Source organism: Streptomyces sp. NPDC029169 (genome assembly GCF_055563935.1).
Genome location: NZ_JBVHXA010000006.1, coordinates 376,644 through 397,797 on the forward strand (window position 1 = coordinate 376,644; position 21,154 = coordinate 397,797).

At 69.5% G+C, this 21,154-nt stretch carries 9 protein-coding genes; 1 reads left to right on the forward strand and 8 read right to left on the reverse strand.

The window, feature by feature from the left end; all coding sequences use genetic code 11:
* Positions 1–220: 220 nt before the first annotated feature.
* Positions 221–517 (reverse strand): hypothetical protein, encoded by a 297-nt coding sequence (locus tag ACZ4VI_RS14935; protein ID WP_467999617.1) that lies wholly within the window; start codon positions 515–517, stop codon positions 221–223.
* 11 nt (positions 518–528) lie between these two features.
* Positions 529–7,644, reverse strand: a complete 7,116-nt coding sequence (locus ACZ4VI_RS14940; protein WP_467999618.1) for an RHS repeat-associated core domain-containing protein — start codon at positions 7,642–7,644, stop codon at positions 529–531.
* 489 nt (positions 7,645–8,133) lie between these two features.
* On the opposite strand from ACZ4VI_RS14940, the gene ACZ4VI_RS14945 reads away from it, so the two are divergent.
* Positions 8,134–13,041, forward strand: coding sequence for an FG-GAP-like repeat-containing protein (locus ACZ4VI_RS14945; protein ID WP_467999619.1), 4,908 nt, complete (start codon positions 8,134–8,136; stop codon positions 13,039–13,041).
* Positions 13,042–13,167: 126 nt separating this feature from the next.
* Here ACZ4VI_RS14945 and ACZ4VI_RS14950 read toward each other — a convergent pair whose 3' ends face one another.
* From ACZ4VI_RS14950 to rhaI, 6 genes are all read right to left on the reverse strand, one after another.
* The gene (locus ACZ4VI_RS14950; protein ID WP_467999620.1) at positions 13,168–13,815 is read right to left on the reverse strand and encodes a LutC/YkgG family protein; all 648 of its coding nucleotides are present in this window, start codon (positions 13,813–13,815) and stop codon (positions 13,168–13,170) included.
* Complete coding sequence (locus ACZ4VI_RS14955) at positions 13,812–15,254, reverse strand: LutB/LldF family L-lactate oxidation iron-sulfur protein (RefSeq protein WP_467999621.1); 1,443 nt, start codon at positions 15,252–15,254, stop codon at positions 13,812–13,814. Before ACZ4VI_RS14955 ends, ACZ4VI_RS14950 begins: the two co-directional genes overlap by 4 nt.
* Positions 15,251–16,006 carry a (Fe-S)-binding protein gene (locus ACZ4VI_RS14960; RefSeq protein ID WP_467999622.1) on the reverse strand — a complete coding sequence of 252 codons (756 nt, stop codon included), beginning with the start codon at positions 16,004–16,006 and terminating at the stop codon, positions 15,251–15,253. The genes ACZ4VI_RS14955 and ACZ4VI_RS14960 overlap by 4 nt, the downstream gene beginning before the upstream one ends.
* Entirely contained in the window at positions 16,006–17,505 is a 1,500-nt protein-coding gene (locus ACZ4VI_RS14965) for a rhamnulokinase (RefSeq protein WP_467999623.1), read from the reverse strand. The genes ACZ4VI_RS14960 and ACZ4VI_RS14965 overlap by 1 nt, the downstream gene beginning before the upstream one ends.
* Positions 17,506–17,611: 106 nt before the next feature.
* Positions 17,612–19,657: a bifunctional aldolase/short-chain dehydrogenase gene (locus tag ACZ4VI_RS14970; RefSeq protein WP_467999624.1), complete on the reverse strand. Its 2,046-nt coding sequence runs from the start codon at positions 19,655–19,657 to the stop codon at positions 17,612–17,614.
* A 59-nt stretch (positions 19,658–19,716) separates the two neighbouring features.
* On the reverse strand, positions 19,717–20,883 hold the full coding sequence (rhaI, locus tag ACZ4VI_RS14975) for an L-rhamnose isomerase (protein WP_467999625.1): 1,167 nt from the start codon (positions 20,881–20,883) through the stop codon (positions 19,717–19,719).
* Positions 20,884–21,154 lie beyond the last annotated feature (271 nt).

The window sequence follows — 21,154 nt, forward strand, 5'->3', positions numbered from 1 at the left end:
TGAGACCGTGTACGAATCCGCCTTCAGTGAGACGCCATCGACGCACTCAGTGCCGCTCTCGACGGTCCGACAGTCACTGAAGGGCCTGACGACGAGCCGCCACCATCCCCCATCCGCCGTCGGTGTCATCAGCCACTGTCGTCACCTCACGCAGAAGCCCCGCCAGGATGCCTGGCGGGGCTTCGCCTCCATTGCCGTCACGCGGTGCGGCACTCAGTTCCTAGTCGCCCAGAAACCAGAGATAGAGATGTAGACCGTTCTCCACCTGAAGGCAGAGTGCGTCGATCTCCTCCACCACTTCACCCCCGAGGAGCTCACGCACCGACGGATCGGAGATTTCGCGTCGAAGCCTCCTCGTCTGACGGGAGTTGAACATGGCGTGCCCATCAGGCAGCAGGCTGCCCAGACAGGGGAACGTCTCCGGGTCGATGTGCTGGAGGGTTGTCATCCAATCCAGCCCATGCGATCCGCGCGAGACGATCCCTCCGCGTTCCGTGCATACCTGTGTGTTGATCATTCATCACCTCGTCAGAATGGATAAACGCTGGAGACTTCGCCGTTCTCCACCCATACGGCGATCTTGTGCAGCGGGTTGTTGTCCTTGTCGAATCCGACCGGGTGCATGCTGTTGATCTCAAGGACGTGACGGTGTTTCTTGCCGGTCCCCACGTTCATGCGCTCCATCGGCTTCCTCATCGCCAGCTTGGCCCAGTTACGGACGTGGGCCTCCGTGACCCAGCTGTCGAACTTGGACTTGTCCGCCCACTTAGTCCACGCCTGCGGGGCAAGCTCGAAGTGCTCGGCGACGATGTGGTCGTCCATCACCTGCTGGCTGATGGTGCCCTTCCCACAGTTGTGAACGAGGACAGGCGCAGCGCCCATGAGCACGTAGTACGTGTGCATGGTGGCGACGGTGAGGTTGTGCACCCGCACGGTCCGGGACAAGCGCTTGACCTCGGTGATCTGAACCCAGGTACCCTCCGAGGTCTGGAGCCACTGGCCGGCCGTGAGGTCCGTGGCCTTGAGCCACTCGCCCAGCGTCGGAACCCAGAACGGGTGCCCGTCAGTAGCTGTGATGCTTTCCGTCGCGTCGCCCTTAGAAGCGTCCGCGTCGATCGTGACCTCAACGAGGTCCTTGTACCCTTCGCCGACGATGCGCGCGGCGACCGGCTGGGCTTCGGTGGCACCGGACCGGGTGTCCGACGCGACGACCTCATCGCCAGGCTTCACGTTCTCGATGGGCTTCGCGGTGCCGTCGGCCATGAGGACCTTCGTGCCCGGGACGAAGCTGTTGCCGATCTTACAACCCGGTCCGGTGCCCCCACTCTGGGATGTACCGCTCCTCTGCGAACCGCCGTTGCTGCCGGATCCTCCGCTGTCGTTGTCCTTGCCGCCCGACTTCTTCGGCTCGTCCCCCTTCTTCGCCTCCGAGGACTTCGACGCCTTCCCGTCCCCGTCCGACTTCTTCGACTTCTCCGCCGACGACTTGCCCTGCTTCGCCGCCGTCGCCTTCGCCTCGTCCGCCTTCTTGGCGGCCGCGGCTGCGGCCTCCTGGGCGGCTCTGCGGGCTGCTGCGGCTTCCTCCTCCAGCTTTCTCGCGCGTTCGGCGGCTTCCTCGACCTGGCGCTTCCATTCGGCCAGGTCCTCGGCGTACTTGGCCATCGCCTGCTGGTAGCGCTCGACCCGGCGCAGGATGTCGCGGGCCAGAGCCAGCTTTTGGGACCAGCTGTTGAAGGCCTCCCAGGCCCGGTCGAGGGCCTTGATGATGCGCTTGGCGCGGCCCGCGAAGGGGAGGGCCGCGTCGAGGGCGAGGCTGCCGCAGGCCCACATGTCGCCGCTGAGGCAGGCCTTGATGTCGTTGTAGCCGGAGGCGTCCTTCAGGATGCCCAGGGCGATCTCGAGAGCGACGTCAAGCGCGCTCTTGCCCTGGATCATGTTGGCCCAGGCGGCCTCCGCGTCCGTGAAGTCCTTGACGGGCATCATGGGCGGTGCGATCGACAGACCGCTCGGGTCGCTGTACGTCACCGGCGAGTTGTTCGCGTAGGCGTACGGGTTCATCTGTTTGGGCTCGTTGTAGTCGACGATCGGGTCGACCGACAGGAACCGGCCCGTCGCCGGGTCGTACTCGCGCGCGCCCAGGTGGACCAGGCCGGTGGACTCGTCGACGTCGCCGCCGACGAAGCCCTTCTTGCCCGGCCACACCGACGGGGGCGTTCCGCGCACCTCGCCGAACGGGGTGAACTTGCGGCGCGTGATGGCCGAGGTCGTCGCGTCCACGGCCGTGGTGGCCGTGCCGTTCTGGTCGCCCATCAGGTACGACGTGGTGATCACGCCGTCCTTGGCCGTCTTGACCATCGTCGGACCGGCCGGGTGGGCGTGGTACCGCGTGCCCTCCAGCTTGCCCGCCGCCGTCAGCTTGACCTCGGTGCCCGGCAGGTACAGCGTGGTGCCGGTCGGGTCGCGCTTGATCAGGCGGTTACCGCCGGCGTCGTAGACGAACTCCGTCGACTCGGTGCCCTTGGTGACCTTCGCGAGCTGCCCCGCGATGTCCCAGTCCAGGGTCTGGGTGTCGCCCTGGATGGTCCGGGTGCGGGTGTTCCCCGCCTCGTCGTACGTGTACGACTCGGTGCGTGAACCGCCCGGCCCCGTCGTGTCGACCTTCTGCAGCTGGTTGGCGCGGGCCTGGCCGGCCGTGCCGTACACGTAGGTGCGGGTGACGTCATTCGCGAGGACGCCGGTGGGGGAGTGCTGGACCTCCTTGGTGCGGTTGCCCGCCGCGTCGAAGCTGTACGAGGACCAGTACGGGTTCGGGCCGCCCACCGACGGGGTCGAACCCGGGCCCGCCGAGCCGGGCTTGGCGGCGCAGTCGTCCGTGGCGGTCCACGCCTCGTTCATCCGGCGCAGGTAGTCGTACGCGAAACACTGGACGTCGGCGGTGCCCTCCGGGCCCTCCTTGTCCGTGATCTTCAGGATGTTGCCGACGTCGTCACGCTCGAACGTCGTGTCGTTGATCCGACTCGGCGACACCTCGCGGTCGTTCACGGTCCGCAACAGGTCGCGGGTCTGCTCGTCGTAGTAGTTCGTCGAGTAGACCTGGGAGCCGGCCGGCCCCGCCTCCGTGCGCAGCACGTCGCCCATGGGCGAGTAGTCGACCTTGCCGACGAACGCCTTCCCTCCGACGCCCATGATGGTGGGCAGCTCGAAGTGGTTGTACGTCATCGTGCTGATCTCGCTGGGCAGACCGCCCGCCGCCGGCTGCATCGTCCACGCCGTCAGACCGGTGTTCGCGCGGTAGCCGGTGGAGAAGCTGTACGTGCCGCCGAGCGCGCCCTCCGAGGCCGGGATGGTGATCTTCGACCCGGTCGGGCGGTACTCGGTGTCGTAGCCGGTGACCTCCTGCTTGTAGGCGTTGCCGCCCACGTACCGCGTCGAGGAGACGGGCAGGCCGATAGCCCCGGGCAGGGTGTCGTACGTGGTCGACGTCAGCGTCGGACCCGTCACCGAGCCCTCGTGCGTGGCGACGACCCGGCCGAGCACGTCGTACTCGGGCGCGACAGTCTTGCCGCGGGCGTCCGTGACCGTCGCGATCCGGTCGCCCTGGCCGTACGTCATCGTCGACGTGCCCTTGTCGGGGTCCGTCTGCTTGGTCTGGCGACCGCGGATGTCGTACTCGAAGGCCCACCGATCACCGGCCTGGCTGACGACCGACTCCAGCTTGCCGCGGCGGTTGTAGGAGTAGAGCGTCTTGTCGTACGCGCCCGTCGGCGAGTCCGCGTGGAAGAAGCGCAGCTCCGTCTTGCGGCCCAGGCCGTCCAGGAACGCCCGGGTCGGGGTCTCGCCCTTCGGCGGGTCGACGGTGATGTTGTCGCCGCCGTAGCTGGTCGTGGTCCGGGAGGTCTCCACGCCGAACTTGCGGGAGATCTGGGCCGTCGCACGGCCGGAACCGTCGTACTGGGTCACCGTGGAGGACGGGACCTGGTTGTCGAGCGGGCCCCACTGGACGCCCGACGGCGCGCCGTCCGCGTAGTAGGCGCCGTTGCTCTTCCAGACCTGGCCGAGGCTGTTGTAGAAGGTGTCGCTGATCACCCGGCCGCCGCCGAGCGCCTCCATCTGGGTCTGGCGGATGCGCAGGCTGCTGTCGTAGATGTCGTAGCTGGTGCGGTAGGTGCCGTCGTCCAGCAGCGCCTTGTTGGTGATGACGACCGGACCGTCCGTGCGGACGTCGTACGAGAACTCGCCGTCCGGCGACTTGCTCAGCGGATCGCGGTCCGGGGACCAGACCTTGGTCAGGCGGCCGAGCGCGTCGTACCGCATGACCTGGCGACGGCCGTTGGCGTCCGTCTGGACCAGGACCGAGCCGCGGCCCTGGTCGGTCTCCGTCGTCTGGGTGTGGCCCAGCGAATTGGTGGTGACCACCTTGGCGACGATCTGGCCGGAGGCCGGCGTGTAGTCGGTCCTGGTGACCTTGCCGAACACGTCCGTCGTGGCCGTGGGCCGCCCGTACGCGTCGTACACGGCGCTGCCGTCCGTGACGTAGACGGGGCTGCCGGCCGAGTAGCCCGAGAGCGACTCGGTGGACTGCACGTTGCCGGCCGCGTCGTAGTGCATCCGCACGTCCGAGGTCACGTCCTCGGGGCGCGCGACATCGGTGGCGTCACAGGCCTTGGCGACCGACTCCACCCGCTTCTGGCGGGCGATGATCCAGCGGGTCTCGTCCGAGTCGTACTCGTAGCGGGTGCAGCTGTCGTCCGACGGGTCGGCGATGTCACCGCGGTTCGACACCGACTGCGCGAAGCCGCGGTCGTCGTACGTGGTGTGCATCGCGGTACGGCGCCAGCCGCGCCCCTCGGACAGCAGGATCCGGGAGGCCACGTCCGAGGTCTGCTGGACGTACGACTGCTGCGGCTCGATGTCCTCCTCCGGCACCGCACCCTTGCGCAGCCGTGTAGCGGTGGGCCCGTGCAGCCACGGGGTGTACGTGGTCGCCGCCTCCAGCTGCCCGCCCTCGCCGTTGTACGCGAGGACCTCGCGGGTCTGGCCCGCGAAGAGCCGGTGGTCCGGGATCTCGTTGCCCTCGGAGTCCCTGACCTTGACCGAACGCGTGCCGCCGGAGGGCGTCGCGCGATCACCGTCGAGGCCGCGGAAGAAGAGCGTCTCCGTCATCGAACGCCGGTCCGGCGCCATGCCGATGTAGGTGCGGACCCGCTCGTAGCCGCGCCACTGGGACCAGGTGCGGGTCTTGGGCCGCATCATCTCGGTCTCGTCGTCGAACGCCCATGCCGGAGAGCCGAGGAACTCGTACTCGGTGCGCCGCGTCGGCGAGTTGCCGTTGCGGTCCTCCTCCTGGACCCAGTCCACGATGTGCTTGTGGAACCAGTCGGTGACGTACAGCTTGCGCTCGTGCGTCGGGTCGTTCGGGTCCGGGATCTCCGAGACCACCGGGAAGCACCGCATCGTGTTCGTCTCCGGCGACGCGGGCAGCGCGACGGAGGAGCACTGGGTGTCCTTGTAGTGCGCGAGGATCGTCGAGCCGGTCTCGGTGTCGATCGCCTCGATGCGGTACCGCAGGTACGGCGGCTTGCCGTCCTGGGCGCCGTCCACGCGGTTGGGGAGCTGCTTGCCGCGGAACTTCACCGGCGGCAGTTCGATCGAGCCGCCGTTCTGGCCGGTGTGCCGGATCTCGGACAGCCACAGCGGGTAGTCCGTGCCGTCACCGGTCATCGGGAAGTCCTGGGTGAGCTTCCAGGTGTCGACCGGCTTGCGCTCGGTGCCGTTCCAGACCGAGGTGGAGACCTCGGTCAGCCGCTTGCGGGTGAAGAAGGTCGGCGTGAACCGGCCCTTGCACTCCTCGCCCGCCGCGCACAGCTGGTCGCCGGGGGTGTCCGGCCACTGCTTGGCGGTGTTCCAGTCGGAGTCCCACTTCAGCTTGGCCGGGTCGCAGTCGAACGTGGCGGAGACCAGGCAGCGTTCGGCGACGGTGAACTTCACCTGGGACGGGGCCTCGGCGAACAGGTTGTCGCTGCGCAGACCGTACGAGATGTGGTCCAGCCAGCCGGAACGGGCGTACGCCCGGGCGGTCGAGCCGCCGGCTATCTGGTAGTTCGAGCCGTAGTGGTTGACCTCCTTCTCGTACCAGTACGTCATCGCGTTGCCGCGCGGGTCCACGACGTAGTCGAGGTTCCAGCGGTACGCCTGGTCGCACGCCGAGTCGGCGAAGGTCGTGGTGTAGCAGGGCTCACCGGGGTGGTTGCCGTAGACCGGCACCGTCCAGGCGGAGTTGGTGACGGGCTTGCCGGTCGTCCAGCCGGGGACCCGGTTCACGCCGAAGTAGAACTGGATGCCCTGGGCGTTGGTGAACCGCCAGTGGTCGCCCTCCTTGTCCCCGTTCTGCGCGCCCTGGAGCAGCTCGACCCGGGAGCCGTCGTCCTTGGCGGGACGCCACTTCTTCGTGGTGTCGTCGAGGACGAGCTGGGTGGAGCCGCCGTTGAGCGACAGGGTGACCATCGGGGCGCCGTGGCAGAGGTCGCCGGTGTCGTCCTTCGGGTTGTTGTACCCGGAGTTCGCCCGCTTGTCCTGGCTGCACGGGACGTAGGACCGCTCGATGTAGTTCGACGCCAGGTCCCAGCCGTCGCCGACCCACGAGGTCTGCTGGGTGGAGGCCGAGGTCCGGCCGTCGATGGTCGACGTCGAGTAGCCGAGGGTCAGCGAGGGGCTGGGGCCGCCGAGGGAGGCGGGGATGTCCAGCGGGTACGACCAGGAGAAGTCGCCCGCCGAACCGCCGGCCTGCCAGGAGCCCGAGGGGCTCAGCGAGGTGGCCTTGTACGTGCCGTTGGCACCGTCGGCACCCGCGGTGGCGGCCAGCGTCACCGTGTCCGCGCCCGCGGTGGCGGTGCCGGACATCGTGCTCAGGCCGCCGCTGCTCGTGGCCGTCGCGGACGCGGGGGCGTCGAAGGTGGCGACGAGCTTGCCGGTCGTCGGGTCGTTGGTGGTGGTGACCGGGGTGCCGCCCTGGCAGGCCGGCTTCTTCGGCGTGGTCAGGGCGCAGGACGGGATGGCAGTGAAGCGCAGTCGAGAGCCCCAGCCGCCGCCGTAGGCGTTCTTGAAGGCGGTGTAGTCGAGCTCGACCGAGACCGGCGCCGAGGATGTGCCCCCGTCGGTGCGCTGGACCGACAGCAGCAGGCTGTTCGCCAGTCCGGCCCGGCGGCCCGCGGCCCGGTCGAGCAGGCCGACCTTGACCTTGACCGGCCCGGTGGACGCGGCGGAGGGCGCGGCAGCGGACGACTTGGAGAGCGGGCCCGCCTTGCTGCGCGGGGCGAGCGCGGCGACCTTCACGGGAAGGGCCCCGGCCCGGACCGCCGCACCGGCCCGCTTCGCCGACCGGGCGTCGAGCGAGTCGCCCGTGTCCGCGTTCAGTCGGGCGGTGGGGCTGAGCGTCGGCTCGGGGAGGGTGATTTCGGCGGTACCGGCCTTGGGCCAGGCGATCGCCGGCGGGTTCTTCCACTTCTTCTTCTGGGACTCGGCCGGGCCGGGCGCAGCCTTGCCGATGACGGGGGCGCCGCCGACCTTGGTCAGTCGCTGCAGGCCGGGCAGATCGAGGTCGGACCCCGCGGCCGCCGCGTCGACGGCGGTGAGGCCGGACGTCAACAGGCTGAGTGCCAGCAGCGGTATCGGCCACCGCCGGACACGCCTCAGAGGCGCACGCAGGGCGCGCGCCTTGGATCTTATCAAGATTCGAACACTCCATGAGAGAAGGATGAGAGAAGCGTGAAGCATGTCATGATCACGCTTTGAATGACGGCGCAGAACCTAACAGTGGAACACCCGGGCGTCGAGACGGCGCACCATAGGCCAGTTGAGTGGGAGTCAGATGTAAAGGTAATGGTCGTGGCGGTCAAACCGGCGCAGCAGTACGGAATTTGTGCTTCCGTCAATCTCCCTTCAACGACGCCTCGATCCCTCGGGTGCATGTGTATGATCTCGGCGCGCGAGAACCCTCGCCACTGCTACAACTAATCGAACGCCAACGGCCGACCGTCGGGGTCGCCGCAAGCGGCCTTCGGCGAGCGGTCGGATCACTCGATCTCGGACACCCGCCCTGGTGCGGTTGCCGACCCGACCCCGAGGACTCATTCAGTGAGACCCAATCCGACGCGTGCGCGCGTCGACGATCCACCGCGCCGCAGAACGCCGGCCCTCACCACGGCCACCGCGCTGGCCGCCGTGCTGCTCGGCACGGTGCCGGTCACGGCCGTGGCCGGTACCGCGTCCCAGGCCTCCGCCGCCGACAAGGCGTCGGCCAAGGCGTCTGCGACCGACACCGCCGACAAGAACGCGCACGCCAAGGCGAAGGCCGAGGCGAAGCGCACCGGCAAGCCGGTCGAGATCGCCTCCAAGCGCACCGAGACCGACGACGTCTGGGCCAACCCGGACGGCACGTTCACCCAGAACCACGCGCTGACCCCGATCCGCGTCCTGCGCGGCGGCAAGCTCGTACCGGTGGACACCGGACTGAGCAAGCGGAGCGACGGCCGGATCACCCCCCGCGCCACCCGCGTCGGACTCACCTTCTCCGGCGGCGGCAAGGACTCGCTCGTCACCATGCGCAAGGACGGCCGGGACATCAGTCTCACCTGGCCGAAGCCGCTGCCCGCGCCGCGGATTGAGGGCGACAGCGCCACGTACCCCGAGGTGCTGCACGGCGTCGACCTACGGGTCACCGCCGATGTCAGCGGCTTCTCGCACCAGCTGATCGTCAAGAACCGCCAGGCCGCCGACGACCCGGCCCTCGCCGAGGTCACCTTCGGCCTGAAGGGCAAGGGACTGACCCTCCGCAAGGAGGCCAACGGCGAGCTGCGGGCGCTCGACCCCGCCGGCAAGGCCCTGTTCAGTTCGGCCAAGCCGCAGATGTGGGACTCCGGAGCCACGAAGGCCGTCCCTGTCGCGAAGGCCGCGCCCGCGGCGAAGGCCGCCCCGCAGGCCGACCCCGTGGACGCCGTCGACGGCATCTCCCTCGGCACCCGCCAGGCCGACCTCGGTGTCGCCCTGAAGGGCACCACCCTCACCCTCACCCCCGACCGGAAGCTGCTGACCGCGCCCGGGACGACGTACCCCGTCGTCATCGACCCGGTGTGGCGCGACGACTGGAAGTCGGTGTGGGCGCTCGCCTACAAGCACAACGCGTTCCCGAACTCGGCGAACACCAACTACTGGAACGGCGGCAACCAGAGCAAGGAAGCCCGCGTCGGCTGCGCCAAGGACGCCCAGAACGGCTACGCGGTCGTCTGCGCGAAGACCTTCTTCCAGGTCGGCATGGGCAGCCTCTGGGACAAGCAGATCCTGTCGTCCACCTTCCGCATCCAGCAGACCTACGCGGGCTCCTGGAGCTGTAAGTCCGGTGACATCCAGATCTGGGACACCGACGGCATCGGCACCTGGACCACCTGGAACAACCAGCCCGCCTGGAAGCGGCTCGTCGACTCCTCCGGCCAGTCGTACGGCGGAATCAACTGCCCCGGCGACGGCAACCTCGTCGAGCTCAACGTGACCTCCGCGGTCGCCGACGCCGCCCGCTGGCACTGGCCCGCCTGGACCATGGGCCTGAAGTCGGCCACCGACACCGTCGACGTGTCGTGGCGCAAGATGAACCCCGACAGCGCCCGCATATCCACCCAGTACAACACCGTGCCGAACGCGCCCGGCGAGCGCGGCACCGACCCCTCGGTGTCCTGCGGCGGCGGCATGATCGGCACGACCGACGAGGTGGTGCTCCGCGCCCGTATCTCGGACTCAGAGGACGGCGCGCTCCGGGCCGAGTTCAACTACTGGAACGACAACGACTACTGGGGCACCATCAAGAGGCCTCAGGTCTGGGTCGCGAACGGCAACGTCGCCCAGTGGCGCATCCCCGCCTCCGAACTCCCCACCGGCACCTACCGGTGGGACGTCCGAGGGCTCGACGACCACGCGGCCGGCCCCTGGGCGGGCCAGTGCGTGTTCAGCATCGACGCGACCCGGCCCGGTCGCCCGCCCAAGGTGACCTCGGTACAGTTCCCCGAGAACCAGCCGGACACCACCTCCGAGGCCCGTACCAAGGGCATCTTCACCTTCAACGCCAACGGCGAGTCCGATGTCGTGAAGTATCAGTGGTGGACGGAGTCCGACCCGAAGGTGCGTGAGGTCGCCGCGGCCTCGGCCGGCGGCGAGGCGTCGGTGGAGTACACCCCGACCACGACCGGCCCGCAGAGCCTGTTCGTCCGCAGCCTCGACGCGGCGAACAACCGCTCCGACCTGAAGGCGTACCTCTTCTACGCCAAGCGCAAGCCGACCCGCGACAAGCCCGGCGACCTCAACGGCGACGACACCGTCGACATCTGGAGCGTCGACCCGGGTTCCGGCCAGCTGTGGATGCACCCCGGCAAGGGCGACGGCACCTTCGGCCTGTCCAAGAAGCTCGACCGGGGCTCCTTCGCCGACGCCGTGTCGCTGTCCCACCGCGGCAGCTGGAACACGGACTACTACGAGGACCTCGTCGCCCTGCGGCCCGCCGCCGACGGCAGCCGGAAGGAGCTGTACGTCTACCCGGGCAAGGGCGACGGCGATCTGATGCCCGTCGACGCCAACAGGTTCCCGCTGTCCGCCGCGTTGGAGGAGAACGACCACTGGGCACAGGCGGAGCAGGCCCTCGTCATCGGCAGTGTCGACGACGACACCAAGGACGGCCTGGTCGACGGCAACGACCAGCCCGACCTGCTGGTGAAGGCCGGCGCCGAGCTGTACCTCTACTTCGGCAACACCGGTACCTACCTCGACGTCACCGAGACGGGTTTCCGCCCGCCGATCCTGCTCGGCAACGCCGACTGGCAGAACATGACCCTGATCGCCCCTGGTGACCTCAACGGCGACAAGCTGCCCGAGATCTGGGCCAGGGACAAGACGAGCGGCAAGATCCACCAGTACAACAGCCGCGCGACCACCGACCCGTCCTCGACCACCGTCGCCGACCTCACGGTGTACGGCGACACGACGGTCCGCGCCACGTCCATCGCCACCGGCTTCACCGGCACCGCCCAGCAGCACCTGGCGAGCAACGGCGACTTCGAGAACAATGGCTTCCCCGACCTGTGGTCGCGCGACGCCGGCGGTGAGATCACCGAGTTCCCGGGCCAGGCCCTGAGCACCGGCTCGGCCTTCGGCGCAGGCCGCCGTCTCGTGCTGGGCGGCACCCCCTGGTCGGAGTGCCAGAGCTTCACCTCGGCCGACACCGGCACGCACACCCTGTGCGGCCCGATCCTCGCCAAGTACCTGGCGAAGGGCGGCCCGTCCGGCTTCGGCTACCCGACCACGGACGTCATGACGCCCGACGACGCCACGGGCCGGTACGCGCACTTCCGCCAGAACGGCGCCGGCTCGGAGAACGCCTCGGTCTACTGGCACCCGAACACCGGCGCCTGGATGGTCCAGAACGGCATCCGCGGCTACTGGTTCTCGCTGGGGGCCGAGAAGAGCTTCCTCGGCTACCCGACCTCCGACGAGGCGACCACCTTCGAGAGCGACGCCTGGGTCACCACCTTCACCGGGTCCGGCGGCAACGGCGCCATCTACTGGACGTACGACTTCGGCGGCCGCTCCATCCACGGCACCATCTACCGGAAATACCTGGCGCTCGGCGGCCCGTCCGGCTTCGGCTATCCGACCACCGACGAGACCAACAACGCCGACGGCATCGGGCGCTACAACCACTTCCGGCGCCGCGGCGAAACCTCCGACTCCCGCTCCATCTACTGGACCACCACCACGGGCAAGGCCTGGGGCGTGTGGGGCAGCATCCGCAACAAGTGGATCGCGCTGGGCGCCGAGAAGAGCTTCCTCGGCTACCCGCAGTCGGAGGAGTACGACGTGGCGGGCGGTCCGCGGACCGACTTCCAGAACGGCACCTACATCCGTCACAACCGCACCACCGGCACCACGGAGGAGCACCGCCCGGCCGACCGCACCGACCACCTGCGCAAGGAGCTGGCGGGCGACTTCAACGGCGACGGCCGAGCCGACATGGCCACCGTCTACGACTACGGAAGCCACGCGACGGCGCTCTACACGCACGCGGCCAAGGCGGACGGCGGCTTCGCCGCCCCCGTGCTCGCCTACAACAGCGGCGCGTGGAACTTCTCGTACGCCCACTCCCAGTGGGTCGCCGGTGACTTCAACGGCGACGGCCGCGACGACCTGGCCGCCCTGTACGGCTACGACGACGGCTCCAACGGCATGTTCACCTTCCTGGGCAAGGCCGACGGAACCTTCACGTCGCTGCCGCGCAGCGCCTACACGCCCGCGGGCAACTGGGACGCGAAGCGGGGCAAGCTCCTGGCCGGCGACTACAACGGCGACGGCCGGGACGACGTGGTCATGCTCTACGACCACGGCAGCGACGACACCGGCGCCCACACCTTCCTGTCCAAGGCCGACGGCACGTTCAACCTTTCCTTCCCGAGCTGGCGCTCCGGCGCGGGCAACTGGAGCTGGGGAAGCGCCAAGTACGTGGGCGGTGACTTCAACGGCGACGGCCGGGACGACATCGTCGCCCTGTACGGCTACGGCGACGGCGCGGTCAGGGCGTTCACCCTGCCGGCCAGGTCCGACGGCGGCTTCGACGTCACGAACCCCTCGTGGTACAAGACGCCCGGCCAGTGGGAGTGGTGGCGCAGCAAGGTCACCGCGGGCGACTACAACGGCGACGGCCGCGCCGACCTGGCGGTCCTGTACGACTACGGGTACGGCAACGCCTCCCTGTTCACCATGACCAGCCGGCCGGACGGCGGAATCAACGACGACTTCCGCAGCTGGCAGGCCCCGGAGGGGACGTGGCACGTGCAGGAGGCCGGTCTCCCGGTCTCCGGCGACACCGACCACGACGGCCGCGAGGACATCGCGGTCATGTACAACGACGGCACCGGCGCGAGCGCGGCGATGACCTTCAAGGCGCGCACCGACGGCGGCTTCGACAGCGCTCTGAAGAGCTGGCACGCATCGCCGGGCACCTGGTGACCCCGGCCTGAGAGATCCCCACGTTCCGACGTGAACCGACAGCGCCCCCGAGACCCGAGAGGTCTCGGGGGCGCTGTGCGTCCCGCAGCTCCGTGCCCGACACCCCGGGGAGGGAGTCCCCGTCCTTCAGGCATGGCTGACGAGGACGACGTCGAGGCGACGAGGGCCGTGGACGCCCTCGACGCGGTCGAGTTCGATGTCGCTGGTGGCGGAAGGGCCCGAGATCCAGGTCAGGGGGCGGGTCGGGTCGAGGCGTTCGAGGGCCTGGGGGACGGAGCCGACGACCTGGTCGGGCACGCGGACGAGGCAGATGTGGTGGTCGGGGACGAGGGTGATGCGACGGCTGCCCTGGTCCGGGCCGGCGTCGAGGACGAGCGTGCCGGTCTCCGCGATGGCCACCGCGCAGCCGGTCACCACGCTGTCGAGACGATCGAGGTCGTCCGGGGAGTGGCCGGCCCGCTCGCGCACGACGTCGGCGTCAGTCCCGTTCAGCAGGTGCCGCGGCAGGCCCTTCGGCACGAGGACGGCGCTCGCGCCCCGCTGCGTCAGCAGACGGGCGATCAGGTCCGGGAGCCCGTCCGGGTGGCAGCGGTGCACGACGGCCCGGTAGTCCGCCAGGTTCTCCGCAAGGAGGTCGACAGTCTGTTCGGCGTCCCGCCGGCCGTGCTCCCGCACGTAGGCGCGGGATACGGCCTGCTCATACGGGGTGTCAGCCGGAGGTACGTCGGCCAGGGCCTGGCGGATCCGACCCAGGATGAGGTTTCTGCTGCTCACTGGGAGTCCTCCTTGCGCTCGTGGTTCCGCTTCCACCAGGTACGGAACGGCTCCGCGGGGAACTCGGGCAGGTCGCGGCTGTCGGTCCACTGACCGGCCCCCGGGCCGGGGAGACGTTTGGGATGCAGCGTGCGCGTCTTGGACGCGAGCCATTCGCCCGCCTCCAGAGCGGAGGGATGATCGAAGATCCACCCTGCCGCCTTGATGGCGGCCTTCTCCAGACGGTGGCCCTTGCCACCCTGGTCGGCGACCTTCTCCCGTAGATGGACGAGGACTTCGGGGATGTCGATGGCGACGGGGCAGACGTCGTAGCACGCGCCGCAGAGGGAAGAGGCGTACGGGAGTGAGGCGTCGATCTCGCTTGCCGTGCCGCGGAGTTGGGGGCTGAGGATGGCGCCGATGGGGCCGGGGTAGACGGAGCCGTAGGCGTGGCCGCCGGCCCGCTCGTAGACCGGGCAGACGTTGAGGCAGGCGGAGCAGCGGATGCAACGCAGGGCCTGCCGGCCGACCTCGTCGGCGAGGGTGTCGGTGCGGCCGTTGTCGAGCAGGACGAGGTGGAAGTTCTTCGGTCCGTCGCCGTCCGTCGTGCCCGTCCACATGGAGGTGTACGGGTTCATGCGCTCGGCGGTCGAGGAGCGGGGGAGGGTCTGGAGGAAGACCTCCAGGTCCTGCCAGGTGGGGACGATCTTCTCGATGCCGACCACCGAGATCAAGGTCTCGGGGAGGGTCAGGCACATCCGGCCGTTGCCCTCGGACTCGACCACGACGAGGGTGCCGGTCTCGGCCACCATGAAGTTCGCCCCGGAGATCCCGACCTTCGCCCGCAGGAACTTCTCCCGCAGATGCAGGCGCGCCGCCTCGGCCAGCTCGGCGGGGCTGTCGGTGAGCCCCTCGGGCGCGGGGCGGCCCCAACGAGCCATCTCGGAGCGGAAGATGTCCCGGATCTCGCCGCGGTTGCGGTGGATGGCCGGCACGAGGATGTGGGACGGCCGGTCCTCGGCCAACTGCACGATCAGCTCCGCCAGATCCGTCTCGTAGGCGGCGATGCCCTCCGCCTCCAGCGCCTCGTTGAGGCCGATCTCCTGCGTGGCCATCGACTTGACCTTGACGACCTCGGTCTCGCCGGTGGCGCGCACGAGGCCGGTGACGATCCGGTTGGCCTCGGCCGCGTCCGCCGCCCAGTGCACGGTGCCACCGGCCCGTACCACCGACTCCTCCAACTGGACCAGATATCTGTCCAGATGACGGAGCGTCTCATCCTTGATCTGCTTTCCCGCCTCGCGCAGCTCCGCCCAGTCCTCCAGCTCCGCCACCGCCACCGCCCGCTTGTCGCGGATGGTGTGGGTGGCGTGGCGCAGGTTGGCCCGCAGGGTCGTGTTCTGTACGGCCTCGTGCGCGGCCTTGGGGAAGGCCGGCATGCCGAGATACGTGCCGCTCATGCCAGGGGCTCCTCTTCCGTGCTCGCGAGAATCTCGGCGATGTGCAGCGCGCGCTGCGGGGCGTCCTGGCGGCGCAGCATGCCGCCGAGGTGCATCAGGCAGGAGTTGTCGGCGCCGCACAGCACATCCGCGCCGGTGGACAGGGCGTTGCGGACCTTGTCAAGGCCCATGGCGGCCGACACGTCGGCGTTCTTCACCGCGAACGTGCCACCGAAGCCGCAGCACTCCTCGGCCCCCGGCAGCTCCACAAGCTCCAGGCCCTTCACCGCCTCCAGGAGCTTGCGGGGCCGCTCGCCCAGGCCGAGCATCCGCAGGCCGTGGCAGGAGGGGTGGTAGGTGACCTTGTGAGGGAAGAAGGCACCCACATCCGTCACGCCCAGCACGTCGACCAGGAACTCCGTCAGCTCGTACGTCCTCGGGACGAGCGACGAGGACGCGTCCGCCAGCGTGCTGCCGCGGCCCTCGGCGCGCGCCTTCGCTCCGATCCGGGGGTAGTTGTCGCGCACCATAGCCACACAGGACCCGGACGGGGTGACCACGTACTCGTAGCCCTCGAAGGCGCGGGCCATGCGGCGTACCAGAGGTTCGGTCTCCCTGCGGTAGCCGGTGTTGAACTGGGGCTGTCCGCAGCAGGTCTGTGCGGCGGGGAAGTCGACCTCCACGCCGAGGCGCCTCAGAACCTTGACGGTGGCGATGGCGGTGGAGGGGTAGACCGCGTCGTTGACGCAGGTGGCGAAGAGGGCGACGCGCATCAGGAGGTCCTCGGGGCGGGGTCGAGTCGGGCGGCGGCTGCGTCCCAGGCGGCGGTGTCACCCCGTGGGGTGTAGTGCCGCAGGTGCTGGGTGGAGGCGACGAGGGAGCGCATGGCGGGCAGGTCGCCGACGAGGCCGGCGGCTCGGGCCTGGACGAGGATGTTACCGAGTGCGGTGGCTTCGGTAGGGCCGGCGATGACGGGAAGTCCCGTGGCGTCGGCCGTGAGTTGGCACAGGAGATCGTTCCGCGAGCCGCCGCCGACGAGGTGGACGTGGGTGATGTCACGGCCGGCGAGCTCGGCGGCCTGGCGCAAGGCGCGGCGGTGGGCGAGGGCCAGGCTTTCCAGGATGCAGCGGACCACAGCGCCCTGGCTGCCGGGAACGCGCCGGCCGGTGCGGGCACAGAAGTCCCGGATGCGGGCGGGCATGTCGCCGGGGGCCAGGAACTCCGGGGCGTCCGGGTCGACGATCGAGGCGAAGGGCTCGGCCCGGGCGGCGTCGGCGAGGAGGGCCGGGATGTGCGTGGGCAGGCCCTCCTTGTCCCAGGTACGGCGGCATTCCTCGAGCAGCCACATGCCCATGATGTTGCGCAGGAAGCGGATCGTGCCGTCGACACCGCGCTCATTGGTGAAGTTGGCGGCTCGGGACTCCTCGCTCAGGACCGGGGAGTCCAGCTCCAGGCCGGCCAGCGACCACGTACCGGACGAGATGTACGCGAAGTTCGGCTCCGTCGCCGGCACGGCGACCACCGCGGAAGCGGTGTCGTGCGAGGCGACCGTGGTCACCGGTGTCCGGGCGTCGAGCCCGGTGTACGCGGCGACATGGGGGAGCAGCGTGCCCGCCGGGTCTCCCGGGGCGCGCAGCGGCGGGAACAGCCCGGGGTCCAGGGAGAGCCGGCTGAGGACCTCCCTGGACCACGTGCCGGTGCGGGCGTCGAACAGACCGGTGGTGGAGGCGTTGGTCTCCTCGGCGCCGATGGATCCGGTCAGCCAGTGGATCAGCAGGTCCGGGATGAGGAGCAGGGTGCGGGCGGCGCCCAGCTGGACGCTTCCCGCCGCTGAGGCAAGCTGAAAGACCGTGTTGAACGGCAGGTGCTGCAGTCCTGTGATCCGGTACAGCTCCTTGCGGCCCACATCGGCCCACACGCGGTCGGCGGCCCCCTCGGTGCGGCTGTCGCGGTAGTGGTACGGGTGGCCGAGCAGGGCGCCGTCCGCGTCGAGGAGCCCGTAGTCCACCGCCCAGGTGTCCACGCCGATCGAGGTGACACCGCCCGTTCGGGCGGCCTCGCGAAGCCCGGCGAGGACGCCCTGGAAGAGGGCGAGGACGTCCCAGCGCAGCCCGTCGGGCAGACGTACGGGCGTGTTGGGGAACCGGTGGACCTCGGTGAGGTCGAGGTTGTCCGGGCCGACCCGGCCGAGGATCACGCGTCCGCTGGTTGCGCCGAGATCCACCGCGGCGAACGCGGACGGAAAGGCGGAGGACGGTGGGGTGGTCGTCACGTGAGATACCTCTGCGGTGCGTGCGGCTGGGCGGGGAGGAGAGTCGGAGGAGGGTCCATCTGGGGCCGGCGCGTCAGTTCACCGGCCCCAGGGCGATCGGGGCCCGTCAGCGGAGGAACGCCGCCGCGACACCGGCGTCGACGGGGATGTGCAGGCCGGTGGTGTGGGTGAGGTCGCCTCCGGTGAGGGCGAAGACCGCGTTCGCCACGTGCTCGGGAAGGACCTCCCGCTTGAGCAGGGTCCGCTGGGCGTAGAACTCGCCGAGCTTCTCCTCCTCGATGCCGTAGGTCGCCGCCCGCTGGGCGCCCCAGCCCGCGGCGAAGATGCCGGAGCCGCGGACCACCCCGTCGGGATTGACGCCGTTGACGCGGATGCCGTGCTCGCCCAGTTCGGCGGCGAGGAGGCGGACCTGGTGGGCCTGGTCGGCCTTGGTCGCGGAGTAGGCGATGTTGTTCGGACCGGCGAAGACGGCGTTCTTGGACACGATGTAGACGATGTCGCCGCCGAGGCCTTGATCGGTCATGATCCGGGCAGCCTCGCGGGATACCAGGAAGGAACCGCGGGCCATGATGTCGTGCTGGAGGTCCCAGTCGCGTGCCGTGGTCTCCAGGAGTGGCTTGGAGACCGAGATACCCGCGTTGTTCACGATCAGGTCCACGCCACCGAAGGCGAGCACGGCCTTCCGGAAGGCCGCGACGATCTGCGCCTCCGACGTCACGTCCACGGTGACCGCCACCGCCTTGTCGGGGCCGCCCAGCTCCTCGGCCACCGCTGCCGCGTTCTCGCCGTTGAGGTCGGCGACCACCACACAGGCACCCTCGGCGACGAGCCGGTGCGCGATGGCCCTGCCGATGCCGCTGCCGGCACCCGTCACCAGGGCGACCCGGGTGGCGAGCGGCTTCGGCTTCGGCATCCGCCGCAGCTTGGCCTCCTCCAGTTCCCAGTACTCGATGCGGAACTTCTCCGACTCCTCGATGGGGGAGTACGTGGAGACCGCCTCGGCCCCGTGCATCACGTTGATCGCGTTGACGTAGAACTCGCCCGCCACGCGTGCGGTCTGCTTGTCCTTGCCGAAGGAGAACATGCCGACGCCGGGGACGAGAACGATCGCCGGGTCGGCGCCGCGCATCGCGGGCGAGTCGGCGGTGGCGTGCCGCGCGTAGTACGAGGCGTACTCCTCGCGGTACTCGGCATGCAGCTCCTTCAGCCGGGAAGCCGCCTCGTCCAGGGGCGCGGACCCGGGCAGATCGAGGACCAGCGGACGGACCTTCGTGCGCAGGAAGTGATCCGGGCAGGAGGTGCCGAGGGCCGCCAGGCGCGGGTGCTGATCGTGGGCGAGGAAGTCGAGCACTACGTCGGAGTCCGTGAAGTGGCCCACCTGCGGCCGGTCCTGCGAGGCCAGCGAGCGGATCACGGGCGCCAGGGCGGCCGCCCTCGCACGACGCTGCTCCTCGTCCAGGGCTTCGTACCCCTCCAGCGGCGCGCCGAACGGCTGCTTCCTGCCCCGTACGACGAGGAACTCCTCTGCCGTACGGATCATCCACAGGGCGTTCCTCTCGCACTCCTCGGCCGTGGCACCCCAGGCGGTGATGCCGTGGCCGCCGAGGACGACGCCGACCGCCTGCGGGTTGGCCTCCTTGATCGCCGCGATGTCCAGGCCGAGCTGGAAGCCGGGGCGGCGCCAGGGAACCCATGCCACCTTCCCGCCGTAGCACTCCTTGGTCAGGGCCTCGCCGTCCGCCGCGCAGGCCAGGGCGATACCGGAGTCGGGGTGCAGGTGGTCGACGTGTGCGGCGTCCACCAGGCCGTGCATGGCGGTGTCGATGGAGGGCGTGGCGCCGCCCTTGCCGTGCAGGCAGTAGTCGAACGCGGCGGCCATCTCGTCCTCGCGCTCCACCCCCGGGTAGACGTCCGTGAGCGCCCGCAGCCGGTCCAGGCGCAGCACCGCGAGACCGTCCTCGGTCAGAGTGCCGAGGTCGCCGCCGGAACCCTTGACCCACATCAGTTCGACGTCGCCACCGGTCACCGGGTCGGTGACGGAGCCCTTGGCCGAGGCGTTGCCGCCGGCGTAGTTGGTGTTGCGGGGGTCGGAGCCCAGTCGGTGCGCGCGCTCGAGGAGAGCGGCGACTTCGGGATGGTTGGCGGAGGCCATGAGCTTCTTCCTTCGGAACGAGGTGGCGTGCGGGGGTTCGGGAGCTACGAGAGCGGGGCTTACGCGCCCCAGCCGGCCTGCTCGCCGCCGACGCGCTCGGCGACGATCCGCTCCTGCCGGCCGGAGGCGCGGTAGGCGGCGACCGGGTCGGGGTGGAGTCCCTGTTCCTCGCGGAGTTCGCGCAGCAGGGGACGTACGTCGGTGTTGTAGGCGTCCATCAGCACCGCGTTCGCGGCCAGGACGTCACCGGCCCGCTGGGCGTCGCGCAGCGCGTCGAGGTCGACGAGGAGGGCCTTGGCAGTGGCCTCCTGGACGTTCATCACCGAGCGGATCACCGCCGGGATCTTCGCCTCGATGTTGTGGCACTGGTCGAGCATGAAGGCGACGTTCGTCTCGGTACGCAGGCCGCCGTTCTTGGCGACCTCGTGCATGATCCGGAACAGCTGGAACGGGTCCGCGGAGCCGACCATCAGGTCGTCGTCCGCGTAGAAGCGCGAGTTGAAGTCGAAGCCGCCCAGCTTTCCCTCCCGCAGGAGGAACGCGACGATGAACTCGATGTTGGTGCCCGGCGCGTGGTGGCCGGTGTCCACGACGACCTGGGCCTTCGGGCCCAGTTTGAGGCAGTGCGCGTAGGAGGTACCCCAGTCCGGCACATCCGTCGTGTAGAAGGCCGGCTCGAAGAACTTGTACTCGAGGAGCAGGCGCTGGTCGTCTCCGAGTCGCTCATACACCTCGGCCAGTGCCTCGGCCAGCCGGTCCTGGCGGGCGACGATGTCGTCCTGCCCGGGGTAGTTCGTGCCGTCCGCGAACCACAGCTTGAGGTCCGAGGAGCCGGTCGTGTCCATGATGTCGACGCACTCCAGCAGATGGTCCACGGCCTTGCGGCGGACCTTGGCGTCCGGGTGACAGACACTGCCCAGCCTGTACTCGTCGTCCTGGAAGGTGTTGGAGTTGATCGCGCCCAGCTCCAGGCCGCGCTCCTCGGCGTACGCCGCAAGCGCCGCGTAGTCCTCGACCCGGTCCCACGGGATGTGCAGCGACACCTTGGGGGCGACGCCGCTGAACGCATGCACCTGGGCCGCGTCGTCCAGCTTCTCGTACGGCGTCCGTGGCACACCGTCCTGCGCGAACACCTTGAACCGGGTCCCGGAGTTTCCGTACCCCCAGGACGGCGTCTCGATCCGCTGGGCGGCGAGTGCGGCCTTCACGGCGGCGATGTCAGGCATGGTCACCTCTGGATGACTGGAAGAACGGGAGCCCTCGAAGTGGGGCCAACGAGTGTCGAGCCGATGAGTGAATCGATTCATTTCGTGAGGGAAGCTAACCCGCGACGTGGTGGCCGTCAAGGTGCTGGGCTGATCCAGGGGGGTGCTCCGGCCGCGTTGCCGAATCGTGTCGTTCGCGTGGTCCGGGATCCCGGATGAGTCGTTCCTCCCGCAGCTCGCAGGGGATGAGTGGGGCACGCCGGCCGCGGGGCGCGGCGGTGTCGCGAAAGAG